Origin of the sequence: Sinorhizobium sp. FG01, from assembly GCF_002531875.1 — a bacterium.
Classification (GTDB): domain Bacteria; phylum Pseudomonadota; class Alphaproteobacteria; order Rhizobiales; family Rhizobiaceae; genus Sinorhizobium; species Sinorhizobium fredii_C.
In genome coordinates this window covers 529728-546664 of record NZ_NWTB01000002.1, presented here as the reverse complement: position 1 = coordinate 546664, position 16937 = coordinate 529728, and the positions used below count along the sequence as shown (strand labels likewise).

General features: G+C 62.9%; 15 protein-coding genes and 1 pseudogene. 7 read left to right on the top strand and 9 right to left on the bottom strand.

The genetic code is table 11. The annotated features are described in order from the left end of the window. The 5 genes from CO656_RS02525 to CO656_RS02505 all read left to right on the top strand — a co-directional run bounded on the left by CO656_RS02525 (position 1) and on the right by CO656_RS02505 (position 5200). Positions 1-903: a sugar phosphate isomerase/epimerase gene (locus tag CO656_RS02525; RefSeq protein WP_097524689.1), complete on the top strand. Its 903-nt coding sequence runs from the start codon at positions 1-3 to the stop codon at positions 901-903. Positions 904-966: 63 nt separating this feature from the next. Further along, complete coding sequence (locus CO656_RS02520) at positions 967-2199, top strand: sugar ABC transporter substrate-binding protein (protein ID WP_097524688.1); 1233 nt, start codon at positions 967-969, stop codon at positions 2197-2199. 126 nt (positions 2200-2325) lie between these two features. Further along, a complete protein-coding gene (locus CO656_RS02515; RefSeq protein WP_037425607.1) occupies positions 2326-3228 on the top strand; it encodes a sugar ABC transporter permease in 903 nt (300 codons plus the stop codon). Then, positions 3225-4052 carry a carbohydrate ABC transporter permease gene (locus tag CO656_RS02510; protein WP_097524687.1) on the top strand — a complete coding sequence of 276 codons (828 nt, stop codon included), beginning with the start codon at positions 3225-3227 and terminating at the stop codon, positions 4050-4052. The genes CO656_RS02515 and CO656_RS02510 overlap by 4 nt, the downstream gene beginning before the upstream one ends. Further along, complete coding sequence (locus CO656_RS02505; protein ID WP_097524686.1) at positions 4049-5200, top strand: ABC transporter ATP-binding protein; 1152 nt, start codon at positions 4049-4051, stop codon at positions 5198-5200. The genes CO656_RS02510 and CO656_RS02505 overlap by 4 nt, the downstream gene beginning before the upstream one ends. A gap of 161 nt (positions 5201-5361) precedes the next feature. Here CO656_RS02505 and CO656_RS02500 read toward each other — a convergent pair whose 3' ends face one another. The 9 genes from CO656_RS02500 to CO656_RS02460 all read right to left on the bottom strand — a co-directional run bounded on the left by CO656_RS02500 (position 5362) and on the right by CO656_RS02460 (position 14985). Further along, the gene (locus CO656_RS02500) at positions 5362-6105 is read right to left on the bottom strand and encodes a FadR/GntR family transcriptional regulator (RefSeq protein ID WP_037425598.1); all 744 of its coding nucleotides are present in this window, start codon (positions 6103-6105) and stop codon (positions 5362-5364) included. Positions 6106-6126: 21 nt separating this feature from the next. Continuing rightward, complete coding sequence (gene yjfF, locus CO656_RS02495; RefSeq protein WP_097524685.1) at positions 6127-7095, bottom strand: galactofuranose ABC transporter, permease protein YjfF; 969 nt, start codon at positions 7093-7095, stop codon at positions 6127-6129. Continuing rightward, positions 7092-8117, bottom strand: a complete 1026-nt coding sequence (locus CO656_RS02490) for an ABC transporter permease (protein WP_097524684.1) — start codon at positions 8115-8117, stop codon at positions 7092-7094. The genes yjfF and CO656_RS02490 overlap by 4 nt, the downstream gene beginning before the upstream one ends. After that, positions 8114-9631: a galactofuranose ABC transporter, ATP-binding protein YtfR gene (gene ytfR, locus CO656_RS02485; RefSeq protein WP_097524683.1), complete on the bottom strand. Its 1518-nt coding sequence runs from the start codon at positions 9629-9631 to the stop codon at positions 8114-8116. Before ytfR ends, CO656_RS02490 begins: the two co-directional genes overlap by 4 nt. A gap of 156 nt (positions 9632-9787) precedes the next feature. After that, the gene (gene ytfQ, locus CO656_RS02480; RefSeq protein WP_097524682.1) at positions 9788-10750 is read right to left on the bottom strand and encodes a galactofuranose ABC transporter, galactofuranose-binding protein YtfQ; all 963 of its coding nucleotides are present in this window, start codon (positions 10748-10750) and stop codon (positions 9788-9790) included. 138 nt (positions 10751-10888) lie between these two features. Further along, on the bottom strand, positions 10889-11935 hold the full coding sequence (locus CO656_RS02475) for a glutathione synthase (protein WP_037425584.1): 1047 nt from the start codon (positions 11933-11935) through the stop codon (positions 10889-10891). Positions 11936-11944: 9 nt separating this feature from the next. Further along, on the bottom strand, positions 11945-13843 hold the full coding sequence (locus CO656_RS02470; protein ID WP_097524681.1) for a flavohemoglobin expression-modulating QEGLA motif protein: 1899 nt from the start codon (positions 13841-13843) through the stop codon (positions 11945-11947). Further along, positions 13840-14673 carry an N-formylglutamate amidohydrolase gene (locus CO656_RS02465; RefSeq protein WP_037425580.1) on the bottom strand — a complete coding sequence of 278 codons (834 nt, stop codon included), beginning with the start codon at positions 14671-14673 and terminating at the stop codon, positions 13840-13842. The genes CO656_RS02470 and CO656_RS02465 overlap by 4 nt, the downstream gene beginning before the upstream one ends. A 99-nt stretch (positions 14674-14772) precedes the next feature. Then, positions 14773-14985 (bottom strand): hypothetical protein, encoded by a 213-nt coding sequence (locus tag CO656_RS02460; protein ID WP_037425578.1) that lies wholly within the window; start codon positions 14983-14985, stop codon positions 14773-14775. A gap of 271 nt (positions 14986-15256) precedes the next feature. On the opposite strand from CO656_RS02460, the pseudogene CO656_RS30670 reads away from it, so the two are divergent. Both CO656_RS30670 and CO656_RS30665 read left to right on the top strand, forming a co-directional pair. After that, positions 15257-15610, top strand: a pseudogene (locus tag CO656_RS30670) (adenylate/guanylate cyclase domain-containing protein); the annotation flags it as partial. A gap of 223 nt (positions 15611-15833) precedes the next feature. After that, the gene (locus CO656_RS30665; RefSeq protein ID WP_234819635.1) at positions 15834-16937 is read left to right on the top strand and encodes a hypothetical protein; all 1104 of its coding nucleotides are present in this window, start codon (positions 15834-15836) and stop codon (positions 16935-16937) included.

Genomic DNA, 16937 nt, shown 5'->3' with positions numbered 1-16937 from the left:
ATGAGCAATCCAGCCAAGTCCATTCGCATCGGCACAATGGTCAGCGCCACCAAGGGCGAGGCGGCGAAGCGCATCGCCGAGATCGCTGACCTCGGCTTCGAGAGTTTCGAGCCGTTCTTCTGGCAGACGACCAACGGGCAGGATCTCGCCGAGTTGGGCAAACGTTGCCGCGAGGCGATCGGCGATCGCGACATCACCATCTCGACGCTTGGCATGTTCGGCAATCCTCTCGAGGAGACCGACATCGACCTGCAGACGCTTCAAGGCTGGAAGGCCTGCATCGACAATGCCCACCATTTCGGGGCGACCTGCGTCGCCGGATTCACCGGCCGCATTCGCAACCGGCCGCTCACCGACAGCCTGCCGCGTTACCGGAAGGTCTGGCGGGAGCTTGCAGCGCGTGCCGCCGACAGGGGCGTCAAGATTGCCTTCGAGAACTGCGCTATGGACGGCAACTGGGCGACGGGCGACTGGAACATCGCACACAATCCTGACGCCTGGGAACTGATCTTCAACGAGACGCCAGACGACCACATCGGGCTCGAATGGGAGCCCTGCCACCAGATGGTCTACTTGATCGAGCCATCGCCGCAGATCCGCAAATGGGCACACAAGATTTTTCACGTGCACGGCAAGGACGCGACGATCCGCTGGGACGTCATCCGCGAGCACGGGATATTCGGCAAGGAGAAGTTCGTCTTCATGCGCACGCCTGGCTTCGGTGACAGCAACTGGACCGACATCATTTCCGAGTTGAGGCTCGCCGGCTGGTCCGGCTCGATCGATATCGAAGGCTGGCACGATCCGGTCTATCGCGACGCGTTGGAAATGACCGGCCAGGTGCACGCGCTCAATTACCTGAAGACCTGCCGGGGAGGTGATTTCGTCGCCGATCCTGCCTGAGGCATGCCCGACGGCCGGCGTGGAGGATGCCGGCCGCGGGTCAACGATTGAGAGGAGGAGACCATGGGTATCAGCAGATATGCAATGCTGGGCGCATTCGCCCTTGCCAGCCTTTCCTTGCCGGCCTTGTCCGCAAGTGCGGAAGATGTGACCATTAGCGTCTGGTCGCTCGACAGGGACATCCAGCCGGCGCCGAACTTGATAAAAGATTTCAACAAACTCAACACGGGAATTAAAGTCGAATATCGGCAGATCCAGTTTGATGACGTGGTCAGCGAGGCAATGCGCGCCTATTCAACCGGACAGGCGCCGGATATCATCGCGGTCGATAATCCCGAACACGCGCTCTTCTCCTCGCGCGGCGCCTTTCTCGATCTCACCGACATGATCGCGAAATCCTCGGTGGTCAAACCGGAGAACTATTTTCCAGGACCGCTCGCCTCGGTGACTTGGGACGGCAAGTATTACGGCATTCCGAAGGCGACCAACACGATCGCGCTTTACTACAACAAGGACATGTTCAAGGCGAAAGGCCTTGATCCGAACAAGCCGCCGCAGACCTGGGACGAACTGGTGGAGGCGGCGCGCAAGCTGACCGACCCGGCCGCGAACGTATACGGCCTTGCCTTCTCCGCCAAGGCAAACGAGGAGGGAACCTTCCAGTTTCTGCCCTGGGCGCAGATGGCCGGCACCAGCTACGACAACATCAACTCCGAGGGTGCGGTGAAGGCGCTCGAGATCTGGAAGACCATTCTCGACGAGAAGCTCGCTTCTCCCGATACGCTTACGCGCGGCCAATGGGATTCGACCGGCACATTCAACTCGGGCAATGCGGCGATGGCGATTTCCGGCCCATGGGAACTTGACCGCATGATCAAGGAGGCGAAGTTCGACTGGGGCGTCGCACTGCTGCCGGTGCCGCAAGTGGGCGCCGAGCGCTCCTCTGCCATGGGTGACTTCAACTGGGCGATCTTCTCGAGCACCAAGCATCCGGAAGAAGCTTTCAAGGTGTTGGAATACTTCGTTTCGCAGGATGATAGGATGTTCAAGGATTTTGGGCAGTTGCCGGCCCGTTCCGATATCGCTATTCCGCCGACCGGCGAACCGCTCAAGGACGCGGCGCTCAAGGTATTCCTCGAACAGTTGAAATACGCCAAGCCGCGCGGTCCGCATCCGGAGTGGCCGAAGATCTCCAAGGCTATCCAGGACGCTATCCAGGCGGCCTTGACCGGCCAGATGAGTTCCAAGGACGCGCTCGATCAGGCTGCCGAAAAGATTAAGTCGGTTCTGGGCTGACTAGCGTCCGCCGCTCCCGCGGGCGGCGCATTCGTCGGCGGGTCATTGCATCCGCCTCGAGTTTCCTCCCGAGAGAGGCGATCTGCGGCTTCGGCCGAGATCGCCTCCGGGGATGGGGGATAGCCAATGAAGAAAATACTAGCCAGCGTCACGGACGGAAAAGGCTTCGACATCGGCCTCGTTCTGCTACCGCTCGCCTTCCTGTTCGTCATGTCCGGGCTGCCGCTCGTCTACAACGTCGTGATGAGCTTCCAGGAAGTGGACATGTTTAGCCTGGGCACCTTCGCCCGGCCTTTCGTCGGCTTCAAGAATTACGTCGACCTGTTCTCGCAACCCGAAACCCGGCCCATCCTCGTCAATACCGCGCTTTTCGTCAGCGCTTCGATCGCCGGCCAGTTCCTCATCGGCTTCGCCCTCGCCCTGTTCTTCTGGATGAACTTTCCAGGAGCGTCCTGGATGCGCGGCCTCTTTCTCGTCTCCTGGGTGATGCCCGGTCTGGTCGTCGGCGCCATCTGGAACTGGATCCTTTCCGGCGATTTCGGCGTGCTCAACTTCTTCCTGCGGGAGATAGGCATCATCGAAGGCAATATCTTCTGGCGCTCCGATCCGCACTATTCGCTGTGGGCGGTGATCATCGCCAATATCTGGCTCGGCACCTCCTTCAACATGATCCTTCTTTCGGTCGGTTTGTCGGGCATACCGAAGGACCTTTTCGAGGCGGCCGAGCTCGATGGAGCGAACGCATTGCAGCGCTTCTTCACGATCACCCTGCCGATGATGCGTTCGACCATCGGCGCAATCATCGCGCTCGGCCTGATCTTCACTCTGCAGCAGTTCGACCTCTTCGCCGGCATTACCTCGGGCGGGCCGAACAACTCGTCCAACGTGACGCAGTATTGGGCTTGGGACCTTTCATTCCGGCAATACGACTTTGCCAAGGGGGCGACGATCTCGGTGATCATGATCGTCTTCGTGATGCTCGCTTCCATTGTTTATGTGCGCTCCACCCGCCACGAGGTCCGAGGATGACCGACGATTTCCGCAATCGGCTGATGTTTGCCGTCGCGCTCGTTCTGGCGGCCATCTACCTTTTCCCGCTCTATTGGATGTATATCACTGCGCTGAAAACCGGTTCGGCGATGTTCGCAACGCCGCCGAAATTCCTGCCGAGCGATCCCCAATGGAACATCTACGAGTTCGTCTGGCAAAGCCGCAATATGGGACGCTACCTGTGGAACTCGCTGGTCATCGCCTTCGGCGCCGTTTCGCTGATCGCGGTGCTCGGCGTCGGCTGCGCCTATGTGCTGGCGCGCTACCGCAATGTCTGGGTGGACATCGGACTGTTCCTGATCCTGATGCTTCAGGTGCTGCCGGCCTCGCTGATGGTGACGCCGATCTTCGTTGGCTTCTCGCAATTCGGCCTGCTCGACACGCCGCGGCTTGCCGTCATTCTGGCGATCGCCGCAAAGAGCATGCCGTTCTTCGTCGTGCTCGTACGGGCTACCTTCATGAGTGTGCCGATGGAACTCGAGGAGGCGGCGCTGGTCGACGGCAATTCACGCATCGGCGCGTTCTTCAACATCGTGCTGCCGCTTGCAAGAAACGGCATCCTTGTCAGCGCCATTCTGATCTTCATGCAGGCCTTCGGCGAGTTCGTCTATTCGAAATCGATGATCCAGGCGGTCGAACTGCAGCCGGCGAGCGTCGGTCTCAACTCGTTCATGGGGCCGAACACCAATGAATGGAACAACATCATGGCTTATGCCACGATCTATGTGACGCCTGTCCTCGCCGTCTTCGTCCTCTTGCAGCGCCGTATCGTTTCCGGCCTCACCTCGGGAGCCCTCAAATGACCCTCCAGATCGAGCTCAACGGCGTCAACAAATATTATGGTGCCTTCCATGCGCTGAAGGACATCAACCTCGCCATAGAGGAGGGGACCTTTGTCGCCCTCGTCGGCCCGTCCGGCTGCGGCAAGTCGACGCTGCTTCGCTCGCTCGCAGGCCTCGAGAAGATCTCGACCGGCGAGATGAAGATCGCCGGCCAGCGGATGAACGACGTTCCGCCGCGCAAGCGCGACGTGGCGATGGTCTTCCAATCCTATGCGCTCTACCCGCACATGACCGTCGAGGAGAACCTCACCTACAGCCTGCGCATTCGCGGCGTGAAGAGAGCGGAAGCCCGGAAGGCAGCCGAAGAGGTTGCCGCGACGACGGGCCTTTCGCACCTGATGAAGCGCTATCCGCGGGAGCTGTCGGGCGGGCAGCGGCAGCGCGTGGCGATGAGCCGCGCGATCATACGCCATCCAAAGGCTTTCCTGTTCGACGAGCCGCTCTCGAACCTCGACGCAGCCCTTCGCGTCCACATGCGTAAGGAAATCCGGGCACTGCACGACCGGCTGCACGCTACGTCAGTCTATGTGACGCACGACCAGATCGAGGCGATGACCATGGCCGACCACGTCGTCGTCATGCGCGACGGCGTGATCGAGCAGCAGGGACGGCCGCTCGACCTTTACGACAGGCCTGCCAACAGGTTCGTCGCCGGTTTCATCGGTTCACCGGCGATGAACTTCATCCCGGCCATCGTCGCGGAGGGCGGGGCGGACGCAATCCTCGATTTCGGCAGGACGCGGGCGAGGTTGACGCTTGCCGCGCGCCTGGCGCCCGGCCTCGCCGTCACCGTTGGCATCCGACCGGAGCATGTCAGGATGGTCACCGCCGGCGAAGGGGCCTTCGACGTCCCGGTCGGCATTGTCGAATCGACCGGCTCGGCCACCTATGTCACCGCCGCGACGCAGCCCGAATTGACCGTGGTCGAGACCGGACGCGGAGAGGTGAAAAGCGGCGACGTCATCGGCCTTGCGATCAATCCGCAGCAACTGCATCTGTTCGATGCGGAAACGGGAACGCGGATCGAAGGGGAAGGCGGTCGCGCGAACCTCCGATTTGTGCCGCGCGCTGCCCCTCATCCCGCTGCCGCGACCTTCTCCCCGTTTTGACGGGGAGAAGGGGCAAGCCGCGCCCGTCCAGTGTCCGCTCTCCGCTTTGAAGAGAGGGCGATGTGCACCGGAGCGTGCCGCGAGTCTCCTTCGCACCGTTTGCGGGGAGAAGGTGGCCGGCAGGCCGGATGAGGGGCGGCCCGCCCAGGGCGCCTGCGAACTTACGCCAAGTTCTCCCGTGCCCTGAGGTCGAGGATCAGCCGTTCCTGCCCCACCCGGATGACGTGCTCCATGGCATGGCGGGCGCCTTCCTCGTTGCGGCGGCCGATTTCCTCGACGATGCGGATATGCGCCAAGGCGACCCGGTCGATTTCGCTGTCGTCCGCCGAGGGGCTGGTCAGCCGGAAGACACCCACGAGTGCGGCTTCGATCAGGCTTCCGACCGACCGCATGAAAGGGTTGAGCGAGGCTTCCAGCAGCCGTAGGTGAAAATCGAGATCGGCTTTCGCCAGCGTCTGGCCACTATGGCCCGCATCCCCCATGGCCACGGCAAGCCGCATCATCCAGGCGATGTCCGCATCAGTCGCGCGGCGGGCCGCGAGGCTTGCGGCATAGGGCTCGAGGGCGAGGCGCACTTCGCTGACATGGCGCAGAAACTCCTCGTCGACGCCGGCGCTGAAATGCCAGGTGAGCACGTCGCCGTCGAACAGGTTCCAGTTGGCCCGCGGCATGACGCGCGTGCCGATCCGCGCCCGGGCCACGACGAGGCCCTTGGCGGCCAGTGTCTTCATCGCTTCACGTAGGACCGTGCGTGAGACGTTGAAGCGTGCCGCGAGTTCAGTGTCGCCGGGTAGCGTTTCCCCGACGGGGAAGTGACCGGAGACGATCGCCTGGCCAAGCTCGTCAACGACGAGCCGATGGCTGGTCCGCTTGCCCGGTTGGTGGCCGAAACCCGACGACGGCATTTTAGGCGGCCCTCCACCTCGTCATGCGTGCTGCCGATCAGGGCGGGAGAGGCGGATGATCCCCTTCTGCAGGAGGATGAAGGCGAAGAGCAGCAGGCCGATCAGGATCTTGGTCCACCAGCTCGAAAGGGTGCCGTCGAAGGTGATGTAGGTCTGGATGAGGCCTTGGATGAAGATACCGACGAGCGTGCCGGCAACAAAGCCGGAGCCGCCGGTCAACAGCGTTCCGCCGATGACGACCGCAGTGATCGCATCGAGCTCGACGCCGACGGCGGCAAGGGAATAGCCGGCCGAGGTATAGAGCGAGAAGACGATGCCGGAAAGTCCGGCCAGGAGCCCCGACAGCGCGTAGATCCTGACGGTCGTGCTGGCGACCGGCACGCCCATGAGCTTGGCCGTCGCCGTGCCGCCGCCAAGGGCGTAGACATTCGTCCCGAAGCGGGTGCGGTGGGCGATAAGGATGCCGACGGCAAAGACGAGCAGCATCAGGCCGCCGATCAGTGTGATGCGCCCGCCGCCAGGCAGCTTGAAATAGAGGCTCTTCAGCGTCGCGTAGAAGGGGTGCTTGATCGGAATGGAATCGATCGACAGCACGAAGGCCATGCCGCGGGCCAGGAACATCCCGGCAAGGGTGACGATGAAGGCCGGCATTTCGAGATGATGGATGATTGCGCCCATCAGCGCCCCGAAGAGCGTCGTGATGGCGAGCACCAGCACGAAGGCGGCGAGCGGATGGATGCTGGTCTGTTCGAGCACGACCGCAAGGAAGACGCCGGTAAAGGCGATCACCGCGCCGACCGAGAGATCGATGCCGCCGGAAAGGATGACGAAGGTCATGCCGACGGCGGCGATGCCGAGAAATGCGTTGTCGGTCAGCAGATTGCCGATCACCCGCGTCGAAAGCATGTTCGGGTATTGCGCGGCACAGAGCGCGTAGCTCAGAAGGAAGATGAGGATCGTCGCCGTAAGCGGAAGATATTTCTGCTTCATTTTGCTTCTCGCTCGGTCGGTTTGCCGGCTGCGCGTGGCATGCTGACGAAGGTGAAGGCGGTCCGGAAACGCGGCGACTGCAGCACCAGGATGAAGACGATGATCGCCGCCTTGATGATCAGGTTGAATTCCGGCGGGAAGCCCGACAGGAGAATGCCGGTGTTGATCGCCTGGATGATGACGGCGCCGAGGACCGATGCGGCGATGCTGAACCGGCCGCCGAGCAGCGACGTGCCGCCGACCACAACCGCAAGGATCGCGTCGAGCTCCAGCCAGAGCCCGGCATTATTGGCGTCGGCCCCCTTGATATCGGCGGCGGCGATGACGCCGGCGATCGCCGCGCACAGGCCGGAAAGGACATAGGCCGCAATCAGCAGCACCGGCGTGAAGACGCCCGAGAGCGTGCTCGCCTCCCTGTTGACGCCCACTGCCTCGACCAGCATGCCGAGCGCCGTCTGCCGGACGACGAGCGCGACGAGAATGCCGAAGACCAGCCAGATGACGACCGGCATCGGCAGGCCCAGGAAGGAGCCGCTACCGATGAAAATGAGGCCGGCATCGTTGAAGGTGAGGATGGCGCCCTCGGTGATGAGCTGGGCGATGCCGCGCCCGGCGACCATCAGCACGAGGGTGGCGATGATCGGCTGGATATCGAGGACGGCGACGAGAATGCCGTTCCAAACCCCGCAGAGGATGCCGACGGCAAGGGTGACGAGTAGCGTTTCGGCCAGCGAATGGCCGGAGGTGATCAGCGAGGCGGAGACCGCGCCGCAGATCGCCATCATGGCGCCGACCGAGAGATCGATGCCCTTGGTGGCGATGACGACCGTCATACCGATCGCCAGTAGTACCACGGGCGCGCCGCGGTTGAGGATATCGATGAGGCTGCCGTAAAGCCGGCCGTTCTGAATCTGCAGGTTGAGGAAACCGGGAAAAATGATTGAAATCGCCGGGATGATGATTGCCAGAGCGATCAATTGCGGCAGCAGCCTGCCAAGATAGGTTCGCACGATCGATGTCACGATGCCTCCCGCTCGTTTGCCGCTGCGATCGCTTCGACGATCTGATGCGCTGTAATACGGTCTCCGCCGAGCTCGGCGACGTGGCTGCGGTCGCGCAGCACGACGACGCGGGAGCTATAGGCGACCAGTTCCTCGATTTCGGACGAGATGACAATCAGCGATAGGCCCTTCTCGCGCAGGCTCTCGATCAGCCTGACGATCTCGGCATGCGCGCCGACATCGATGCCGCGGGTCGGTTCGTCTAGGATCAGGAATTCTGGTTCGGTCGCAAGCCAGCGGGCGAGGATCGCTTTCTGCTGGTTGCCGCCGGATAAGAGCTTGATCGGCTTCTCGCGGTCGGCGGTTCGGATGTCGAGCGCTCGAATGTACTGGTCGGCCAGCCGGTTCTGTTCGGCGCGCGAGAGCGGCCGCGTCCAGCCGCGCCTTGCCTGCAGCGCCAGCACGATGTTTTCGCGCACCGACAAATCGCCAACGATACCGGCCGTCTTGCGGTCTTCCGGGCAGAAGCCGAATTTGTGGCGGATCGCCGCCCGCGGCGACGACAGATCGACCGTCTGGCCGTCGATTTCCGCGCTGCCGCTGTCGGCGCGATGGGCGCCGAAGAGCACCTCCGCCGTCTCCGTGCGTCCGGAGCCGAGCAGGCCGGCGATACCGACCACCTCGCCGGCGCGGACGTCGAGATCGAAAGGATTGATGCGGCCGCGGCGGCCGTAATTCCTGAACCGGTAACGCATCCGGCCCTCGGCGGTCTCGACGCGCGCAGAATGAATCTCGGCTGCGAGCTCACGACCGATCATCATGGCGATCAGGTCGCGCCGGTTGAGGTCGGACGTTTCGCGCGTACCGACCAGCTGACCGTTGCGGAGCACGGTGATGCGGTCGGAGATTTCGTAGACCTGTTCGAGGAAGTGGGTGATGAAGATGATGCCGAGGCCGCGCGCCTTGAGGCGCCGGACGATGCGGAAGAGCATGGCGACCTCGTGCGCGTCGAGGCTCGCCGTCGGCTCGTCGAGGATCAGCACCTTGCCGGACAGATCGACGGCGCGGGCGATCGCCACGACCTGCTGGATCGCCACCGAATAGCTTGCGAGGTCGCGGGTGACATCAAGGTCGAGCTCGTATTCGGCAAGCAGCTCACGGGCCTTGCGGTTCATGGTGCGCGTATCGACCATGCCGAAGCGGCGCGGCTGGCGGCCGAGGAACAAATTTTCCGCGACGGTCAGGTTCGGCAGGAGATTGACCTCCTGATAGACGGTACCGATGCCGAGCCGCTGGGCGTCGAAGGTATCGCGCGGGTCGACTTCGGCACCGTCAAGGAGGATGCTGCCGCCGTCCCTGCGATAGGCGCCGGTCAGGCATTTGATGAGCGTCGATTTGCCGGCGCCGTTTTCACCGAGCAGCGCATGGACCTCGCCGCGCCTGAGGTGAAAGTCGACCTTGTCTAGCGCCTTCGTTCCGGGAAAGCCCTTCTCGATGCGGACGGCCGAGAGAATATTGTCGTTGCTGGTCTGCATGGAAACTGTCTCTGCACCGGAAGGCGGCGCGTTGCCGTATCGGGGCGTCGCGCGCCATTCCTCGCCAAGGATCAGGCGTTCTTTCCGCGACGACCGGTGAGACGCCATGGAACATTGTCGGCCCACGCGAGCGGATCGCGTGGGCCGCAAGCGAGATCAGTAACCGAGGCCCTTCTTTTCCTCATAGACCTTCATCGGATCGTCGGCCTGGGTGTAGAGCTTCGATTCCGTCTGGATCCACTTTGCCGGCTCCTTGCCGTCCTTCAGATAGGCAGCAAGCGCATCGAAGGCCGGGCCGGCCATGTTCGGCGTCAGTTCGACCGTGGCGTTGGCTTCGCCGGCGGCCATGGCCTGGAAGATGTCCGGAACGGCGTCGATCGAGACGACGAGGATATCCTTGCCCGGCTTCAGGCCGGCTTCCTTGATCGCCTGGATCGCGCCGACGGCCATGTCGTCGTTATGGGCGTAGAGTGCGCAGATGTTCTTGCCGCCGTCCTCGGCCTTCAGGAAGCTTTCCATGACTTCCTTGCCCTTCGTACGGGTGAAGTCGCCGGTCTGGCTGCGGACGATCTTCAGGTTGTCCTTGCCGGAGAGCGCCGCTTCGAAGCCCTTCTTGCGGTCGATGGCGGGCGAGGAGCCGGTCGTGCCCTGAAGCTCGACGACGTTGCAGGGCTTGCCCGCCACGGTATCGACGAGCCACTTGCCGGCGACATTGCCTTCATGCACGAGGTCCGAAGTCACTGCCGTCAGATAAAGCTCCTTCGGTGCGTCGACGGTGCGGTCGAGCAGGATCACCGGGATTTCGGCATCCTTGGCTTCCTGCAGGACTTCATCCCAGCCGGTGGCGACGACCGGCGCGAGAAGGATGGCGTTGACGCCCTGGGCGATGAAGGAGCGAATCGCCTTGATCTGGTTTTCTTGCTTCTGCTGCGCATCGGCAAATTTGAGGTCGATGCCGCGCTGTTCGGCCTGCTGCTTCGTCAGCGTCGTCTCCGCGGCGCGCCAGCCGGATTCCGATCCGATCTGGGAAAAGCCGACGACGAGCTCGGCGGCCGAAGCGCTGCCGAAAGTGCAGGCAGCAAGGATCGTTGCACTAGCAAGTGCCTTCACGAATTTCATGATTTCCTCCCAAAGAAAGCTGCTCTCGATGCAGCTGTGGAGAAAAAATCATATAATATTACTTTTGTAAACTCACATTTGAATGCAACTGTTTTTGTTCTTGTGGATTCATCCGCAAATTGTGGGCCTGGTACCTTCTCAAAGTGTCGCCAGCGTGCGGTTGGGGAGCGCGCCCTGATAGAGCTGCTGCAGCCGCACCTTCTCCTCCAGCGCCATGACGATGTCCTCGCCGAAATCGACCCCGTGCGCCGCTTCGATTTCGGGCAGGCCGCCCGGGGTGAAGACATTGGCTTCCAGGACACGGTCGCCGACGATATCGAGTCCGACCAGAAACATACCGTCCTCGATCAGTTTGGGCCGCAGCTTTTCGGCTATGGCGAGAATTTCCGGTGTGACGGTCGCCGGTTCGGCGGTGCCGCTGGCGTGCAGGTTCGAGCGGACATCGCCCTTTGCCGGTACGCGTCGGAAGGCGGCATAGACGCCTTCGCGCTCGAGCGGCCGTCCGTTCATCAGGAAAAGCCGAATGTCGCCGCCGACCGCCTCCGGAAGATAGTTCTGGGCGATCAGGTATCCGGTTCCGCTCGCCGCCTCGAAGATCTGGTTGAGGTTGGCTTCGTCCTTGGAGCGGATCTTGAATACGTTCTTGCCACCGGATCCCTGCAGCGGTTTCAGGATCACGCCGTCCGGATGGTCGTCGATGAAGGCGCGGATTTCCTCGATGCTCCTGGAGATCATCGTCGTCGGTCGCACGACCTCCGGGAAGCCCTGGAAATAGAGCTTGTTCTGCGCCAGCGCCAAGCCGTCGGGGTCGTTGACGACGATGACGCCCCGGGCCGCGGCCAAGCGTCCAAAATTGGTCCCGACATAGACGGCCCAGGGGCGCCGGTCAGCGTCCTCGGAGGGATCGTTTCTGAGGAAGAGCACCTGGATCTCGCTTATCTCCATGGTGGTCACCTTCTCCTGAGCGCTTCTGAGGCTCGCGAGCAGCGTTTCTGGCTTCTTCGGTTTGGAGCCGGTCAGGGTCGTTGCGCGGATGAGCAGGCTGTCGTCCGGGCGGAGCACGAAGTCTCCCGGCGTGACATAGCAGACCTCGTGGCCGCGGGAGAGCGCCGCCAACGCCAGCGACGTCGTCGTGTAATACGTTGCCTCGCCCTCGATGGAGTTGACGAAAAAGGCGATGCGCATGGGCGTCTCCTAACTGTCCAAGAGATCGAGCGGGGACATTCCCGATCGCGCCCTCTCAAGTCGCGCCGGGGTTTGCGGATGGTCGATGAACATGGGGCGCACCGCCGGCGCCCCGATCAGGCCGCGGGCACTGAGCTCCTGCATGACCCGGAAATGCGAGGCCGCGATCTTTCCCATCCAGAAGGGCTCGAGCGCTCCGCCCTCGGCCAGATGGTGAAGCAGTTGCAGGAGCCCCCGCAAATAGATTGCGTCCTTGACCAGCCCGCCGCCGCGATAGACGCGCAACACGACGTTGAAGGCATCCGCCTCCGGCAGGCCGCGCTCACGCGCGAGCAGCCGATAGGTGTCCGGCAGCGAGGCCCCGTCGAGCATGGCGGCGCAGGCAATCACGCGTGCGGCGATCAGGCGCAGCCGTTCGCTCGTCATCCCGCCGGACAGATATTCCGCAAAGACCGCCAGCCCCTCCTGCATGCCCTCGTATCCCGCAAGACCCGAGCGAAACAGGCGCAACCCCTGGGCCGAGCCGTTAAAATAGGTCAGCAGATGAACGCCGATCTCGTGGCTGAGGATCGCTTCGACGCGATCGATCGGCATCAGGGTGCTCCGCGAGATCAGCAATCGCCTGCCCGATACGAGCAAGCCGGAGGGCAGGTCATCCCGCACTTCGACGCGTGCTTCGAAGTCACTGCAGCGGCGCTGATACTCGGCGATCATTTCGCGCGCGCGTCTTTCGACGAAGTGGCAATCCGCCGGCGGTCGGATCGCCGATGCCGAATGGCGGCTCTTCTTTGCGCCGCTGTCGCTGACGCCAAGGATGGTCTCGGCCACGCGCAGGAGCTCGGCCTCCACGGGACCGTAAAGCGCTCGGCCGAATTCGATGAACTTTGTCGTTTCCCGTGCGGAAAGGATCGAGAGTTGCAGATCGAGCTCCTGCTGCTTCTCCCGGTACAGTTGGTAGAGCACCGGATCCTCGAGATGCTCGAAGCAAATGGAAAAGAGCTTTCGCTTGGCCGCCTCCACCTGCAGCGTCAAGGGTCGATAGAGGAAGCGCGGCGTGCGATCGAAACCGCTGGCGGCAAACTCGCTCCAGGCGGCCTCGGCGTTGATCGGCGTGACGGCAAGCAGGAAATCGAAAGTCGAGGCCACTTCGTCGATGCAGCGGTCGGTGCGCACGACCGCGTCGACAAAGGCCTTCCGCCCCAGGGCGCGATGCGTGGGGGCGGTCAGGCTCCCCGTCGAAGTGGCAAAAGCCGAAAAGGCGTGCAGGCCGGCATCGAAGATCGCAGCGACGAGACGCTCGCGCAGCTCCGGGTAGATGTTGCCCGACTCCTGCTGGCGGTAGACCGGCGCAAAGCGCACGCGCATCGACGGGAAGGGGATGTCGAGCGCCCCGGCCGCGGTTCGCCCGTCTCCCGGCCAGTTGTGGACTTCGACTCGCGGCGTGCGGAACTTGACCTGGATCGCCTCGATGGCTGCGATGAAGGCACGTGCGGCTGCACGAATGGGTCCGGTTTTTTCCGCCGTCACTTCGATCGTGAAGGGCGGCAGAAACGGTTCCTTGTCGGTGAGCAACTCGTCAGAAGCGAGTTCCCCCATTTCGAGCACCATGAAGGCACCGAAGCGGCGTTCTAAGAGAGCCCCGACGGCAGAGACGATCAGTTCGGCGGTCGGGCTGTCCGGCGCGAGAAGATAGGAAGCGTTCGCCTGGGTGATTTCGCGCGCGACGGGAGCATGGCCGACGTCCGAGACATGGACGCAGAGAAAAGGCAGGGCTCGATCGATATGAAGCCGGCCTCCGTCCGGCAGTTCCTTCCGCACCGCCTTGCCCGCTTCGATTGCCGCGAGCGCTTCGGTCAGCCAATTCGGCTGCCCCGCTCTCACAGCGAGGGGTGCGCTTGCCGACTTCATCGCTCCGCCTCCAGGGCGTCGGCGAGGGCCGGCAGCGTCGAGGCGAGCAGTTGCCGGAGCGCGCGAAGCGTCTCGGCGAATGGTTCTCCGGTCCATTCCTCCATGAAGATCTTCTTGAACTCCACGGCGATGGCGCAGCCCGTCTGCGGGAACTGTTCGTGGATGAAGCGCGTCTGGTATCCGCGGCCCTGAAAGGCGATGTTTTCCCGGACATCGAGGCGGCCGCCGGGGAAGTCGAAGGACCGGATCGCTTCCACGAAGCGATCGACGAGCGGCGCCCATTTCTTGCGGTCCATGGAAAAGGTGCCGATATTGACGTCCGGCGCTTCAGCCGCGAACGTGGGCTCCGCCTCGCGGCCGGCGCGACGGTGGTTGTAGCTGTGCACGTCAAGGACGACGAAGCGCCCGTGGCAGCGCTCGATGCCGCTGAGATAGGATTTCAGCATCGCATAATATTCGTCGTGCATGGCGAGCGACGCCTCGGTGATCTCGCTCGGCAGTTCGCCAGTCCAGACGTTGAGACCCCAGGCCTGTTCCGGCCGCAGGTAAATTGCGCCATCGCGCGGCCGGTTGAGATCGACCTCGAAACGGGACCGGTGAACGACGATCCGGTTCGGCACGTCGCGGATGATGAACTCGGTAAAGGGGTCCTCCTCGCGGAGGCGCTCTTCCTCGGTAAGCCCGCAGAGGCGCTTGGCTGCGTCACGCATCGCGTGGCCGTTGTGGATGGCGGTTGCGACGACGGGCGACTGGCCGCGGTGCTGCGTCCACCATTCGCCGGCGGCTGCGAGCGTCAAGTCGGTGACTTCCTGAGCGATGTTCATGTCCATGGTTCCGCTGCCGCATCCGCCCGTCGATGGATGGCGTTCGCCAGCTACAATCCCGAACAAAGTTTTTCGGTTCCAAATGTTGGAGGAAGACCAGTCTTCTTACGCGCGATTGATCGTGGGCAGGAAGAGCTCTACTTCCCGCTGCCGCTCGGGGCTGAGCGTTTCGACATTGGTCTTCCAGAACGCCTCGGCCTCGTCCGGCTCCGGCTCCCAATTCCGGATCGACGTCACGTTGTCGTCGATGACCACACGGCGGTGGCCGCCGAGGCGCAGATATTCGTCCGCCAGCTTGCGCGCATTCATCTGTTCCATGGCTTTACTCCACGTTCTTCCCGGTTCAGAACGCCAGCGCCCTCGGAACGTTCCCGGCTTCTGGACGCTCCCGGGACACAGCTATGAAGTTTATACGCTTTTTGCTCTGCGGATGCGAGTTTCTGCGCGGATCGTCCGGCGGGCCGGATTAGGCGCTTTGCGGACCGCTATGCTATCATTCGCGCTTTCCTTGAGCCGTGCAGGGAACAGCGAGATGTAGCGGAAACTGGCTGCCATTCTGGTCGGCGATTTTGTCGCCTCCACGTCGGCGATGGAGCACGACGAGGAGCAGACGATCGCGCGCCTGGTCGATTGCATGACCATCATTGGAGAGATCGTAACCCGCTTCGAGGGCCGGGTCTTCAATACGGCGGGCGACGCCGTCCTCGCGGAATTCTCCAGCCCGGTCAACGCGCTGCGTGCCGCCATGGAGATGCGCGGAGCGATCGCGGCCGTGCCCCGGACTTCGTCGCAGGACATGCGCTTCGGCCTGCATCTCGCCGACGTGGTCGTCGTCGGCGAGGATCTGCGCGGCGATGGCGTCAATGTCGCTGCACGGATAGAGGCGTCAGCCGAGCCGGGCGAGATCGAAGTTTCCGGACAACTCTACGATCATGTTCGCCGTGTTTCGCCCTGCGCGTTCGAAGCCGTCGGAGAGCGACAGTTGAAGGGCGTGTCCGAACCTGTTCGCATCTACCGCGTCGGGGCGGCGATGGACCGCCATCGCTTTCAGATTGCCCCCACCCGTGCCGCACCGCCATCTGCGGTGCGGCCAAATTCAGGTCGTGGTGACGCCGTTTGCCACGGCAGCGTCCGCCGATCAGGACCAGACTTTTCTTGCCGAAGGGATGACAGACGACCTAACGCTCGAGCTCAGCCGGCTGAAAAGCCTTTTCGTAACGTCGAGATCCGCATCAAGCGTGCTTCGGACAGCCGATCCCGTCGAAATCGGCAGGATGCTCGGCGTGCGCTACGTGGTCGCCGGCTCGGTGCGCAAGAGCGGCGCCCAGGTGCGCGTCAATATCTCTCTTATCGAAACGGGGCAGGGGCATTTACTCTGGTCCGATCGCATCCAGCGTCCCTTCGAAGAGGTCCTCGACATCATGGACGAGATCACTGCGCGGGTCGCCGCCACCGTTTCGGGTCGGATCGAGCAGTCAGAACTCGCGGCCGCACGCCTCAAACGGCCGGAGAGCATGTCCGCCTATGAGCATTATCTCAGAGGTCTCGACCATCACCGGCTGGCGGGCGTCGCCGACCTGCATCTCTATGAGGCGATGCGCTGGTTCGAAAAGGCGATGCAGGCGGATCCGGGCTTCGGGCGCCCCTTCGCCATGCAAGTTTGCTCGTGGAGTTCGTTGCCGAGCTTTGATCTCGAGGCCGGCGAACTGCAGACGGCCCATGCCCTGGAGTTGGACCCCACCGATCCCGAGGCCCACCGCATCATGGGCGCGATCAAAATGAAGCGCGGCGATTTCGTCGCCTCGCGCTTCCACCATGAACGCGCGATCGAATTGGCGCCGAACGACGCCTACACAGTCGGCCGCTGCGCGGCTTTCTACCTGTTCGCCGGCGAGCCCTTGCGGGCGCTCGAACTCCTCGATCGCGCCGAAACACTGGATCCGTTTCTCCCCGTCTGGATCACCGAGGAGCGGGTAGCGGCTCTTTACGCGCTCGATCGTTTTGAGGACATGTTCGAAGTGGCCCAGAAGCTGCCGTTCCAGACGCGCCGCACCTATCTCTATCGGATCGCGGCGCGCATGGCTCTCGGTGAGACAGCGCGCGGGGCTGAACTCGTGGCCCAGGCGCTCGCCCTAGACCCCTCACTGTCGGCCGAGTATCTGATTGGCCAGGAGCTTTTCAAGGACAAGGGCATATTGGGGGCGCTGGTCGAACGAACCCGCGCCGCTGGTCTGCCGGCGTCGCGTGACGCGGCTTCTTGCGCTGCCTGA

What these genes read in the sequence shown, in the direction of transcription:
- CO656_RS02525 (WP_097524689.1), top strand. Translation starts at nt 1, where the DNA reads ATGAGCAATCCAGCCAAGTCCATTCGCATCGGCACAATGGTCAGCGCC.
- CO656_RS02520 (WP_097524688.1), top strand. Translation starts at nt 967, where the DNA reads ATGGGTATCAGCAGATATGCAATGCTGGGCGCATTCGCCCTTGCCAGC.
- CO656_RS02515 (WP_037425607.1), top strand. Translation starts at nt 2,326, where the DNA reads ATGAAGAAAATACTAGCCAGCGTCACGGACGGAAAAGGCTTCGACATC.
- CO656_RS02510 (WP_097524687.1), top strand. Translation starts at nt 3,225, where the DNA reads ATGACCGACGATTTCCGCAATCGGCTGATGTTTGCCGTCGCGCTCGTT.
- CO656_RS02505 (WP_097524686.1), top strand. Translation starts at nt 4,049, where the DNA reads ATGACCCTCCAGATCGAGCTCAACGGCGTCAACAAATATTATGGTGCC.
- CO656_RS02500 (WP_037425598.1), bottom strand. Translation starts at nt 6,105, where the DNA reads ATGCCGTCGTCGGGTTTCGGCCACCAACCGGGCAAGCGGACCAGCCAT.
- yjfF (WP_097524685.1), bottom strand. Translation starts at nt 7,095, where the DNA reads ATGAAGCAGAAATATCTTCCGCTTACGGCGACGATCCTCATCTTCCTT.
- ytfR (WP_097524683.1), bottom strand. Translation starts at nt 9,631, where the DNA reads ATGCAGACCAGCAACGACAATATTCTCTCGGCCGTCCGCATCGAGAAG.
- ytfQ (WP_097524682.1), bottom strand. Translation starts at nt 10,750, where the DNA reads ATGAAATTCGTGAAGGCACTTGCTAGTGCAACGATCCTTGCTGCCTGC.
- CO656_RS02475 (WP_037425584.1), bottom strand. Translation starts at nt 11,935, where the DNA reads ATGCGCATCGCCTTTTTCGTCAACTCCATCGAGGGCGAGGCAACGTAT.
- CO656_RS02470 (WP_097524681.1), bottom strand. Translation starts at nt 13,843, where the DNA reads ATGAAGTCGGCAAGCGCACCCCTCGCTGTGAGAGCGGGGCAGCCGAAT.
- CO656_RS02465 (WP_037425580.1), bottom strand. Translation starts at nt 14,673, where the DNA reads ATGGACATGAACATCGCTCAGGAAGTCACCGACTTGACGCTCGCAGCC.
- CO656_RS02460 (WP_037425578.1), bottom strand. Translation starts at nt 14,985, where the DNA reads ATGGAACAGATGAATGCGCGCAAGCTGGCGGACGAATATCTGCGCCTC.
- CO656_RS30665 (WP_234819635.1), top strand. Translation starts at nt 15,834, where the DNA reads ATGACAGACGACCTAACGCTCGAGCTCAGCCGGCTGAAAAGCCTTTTC.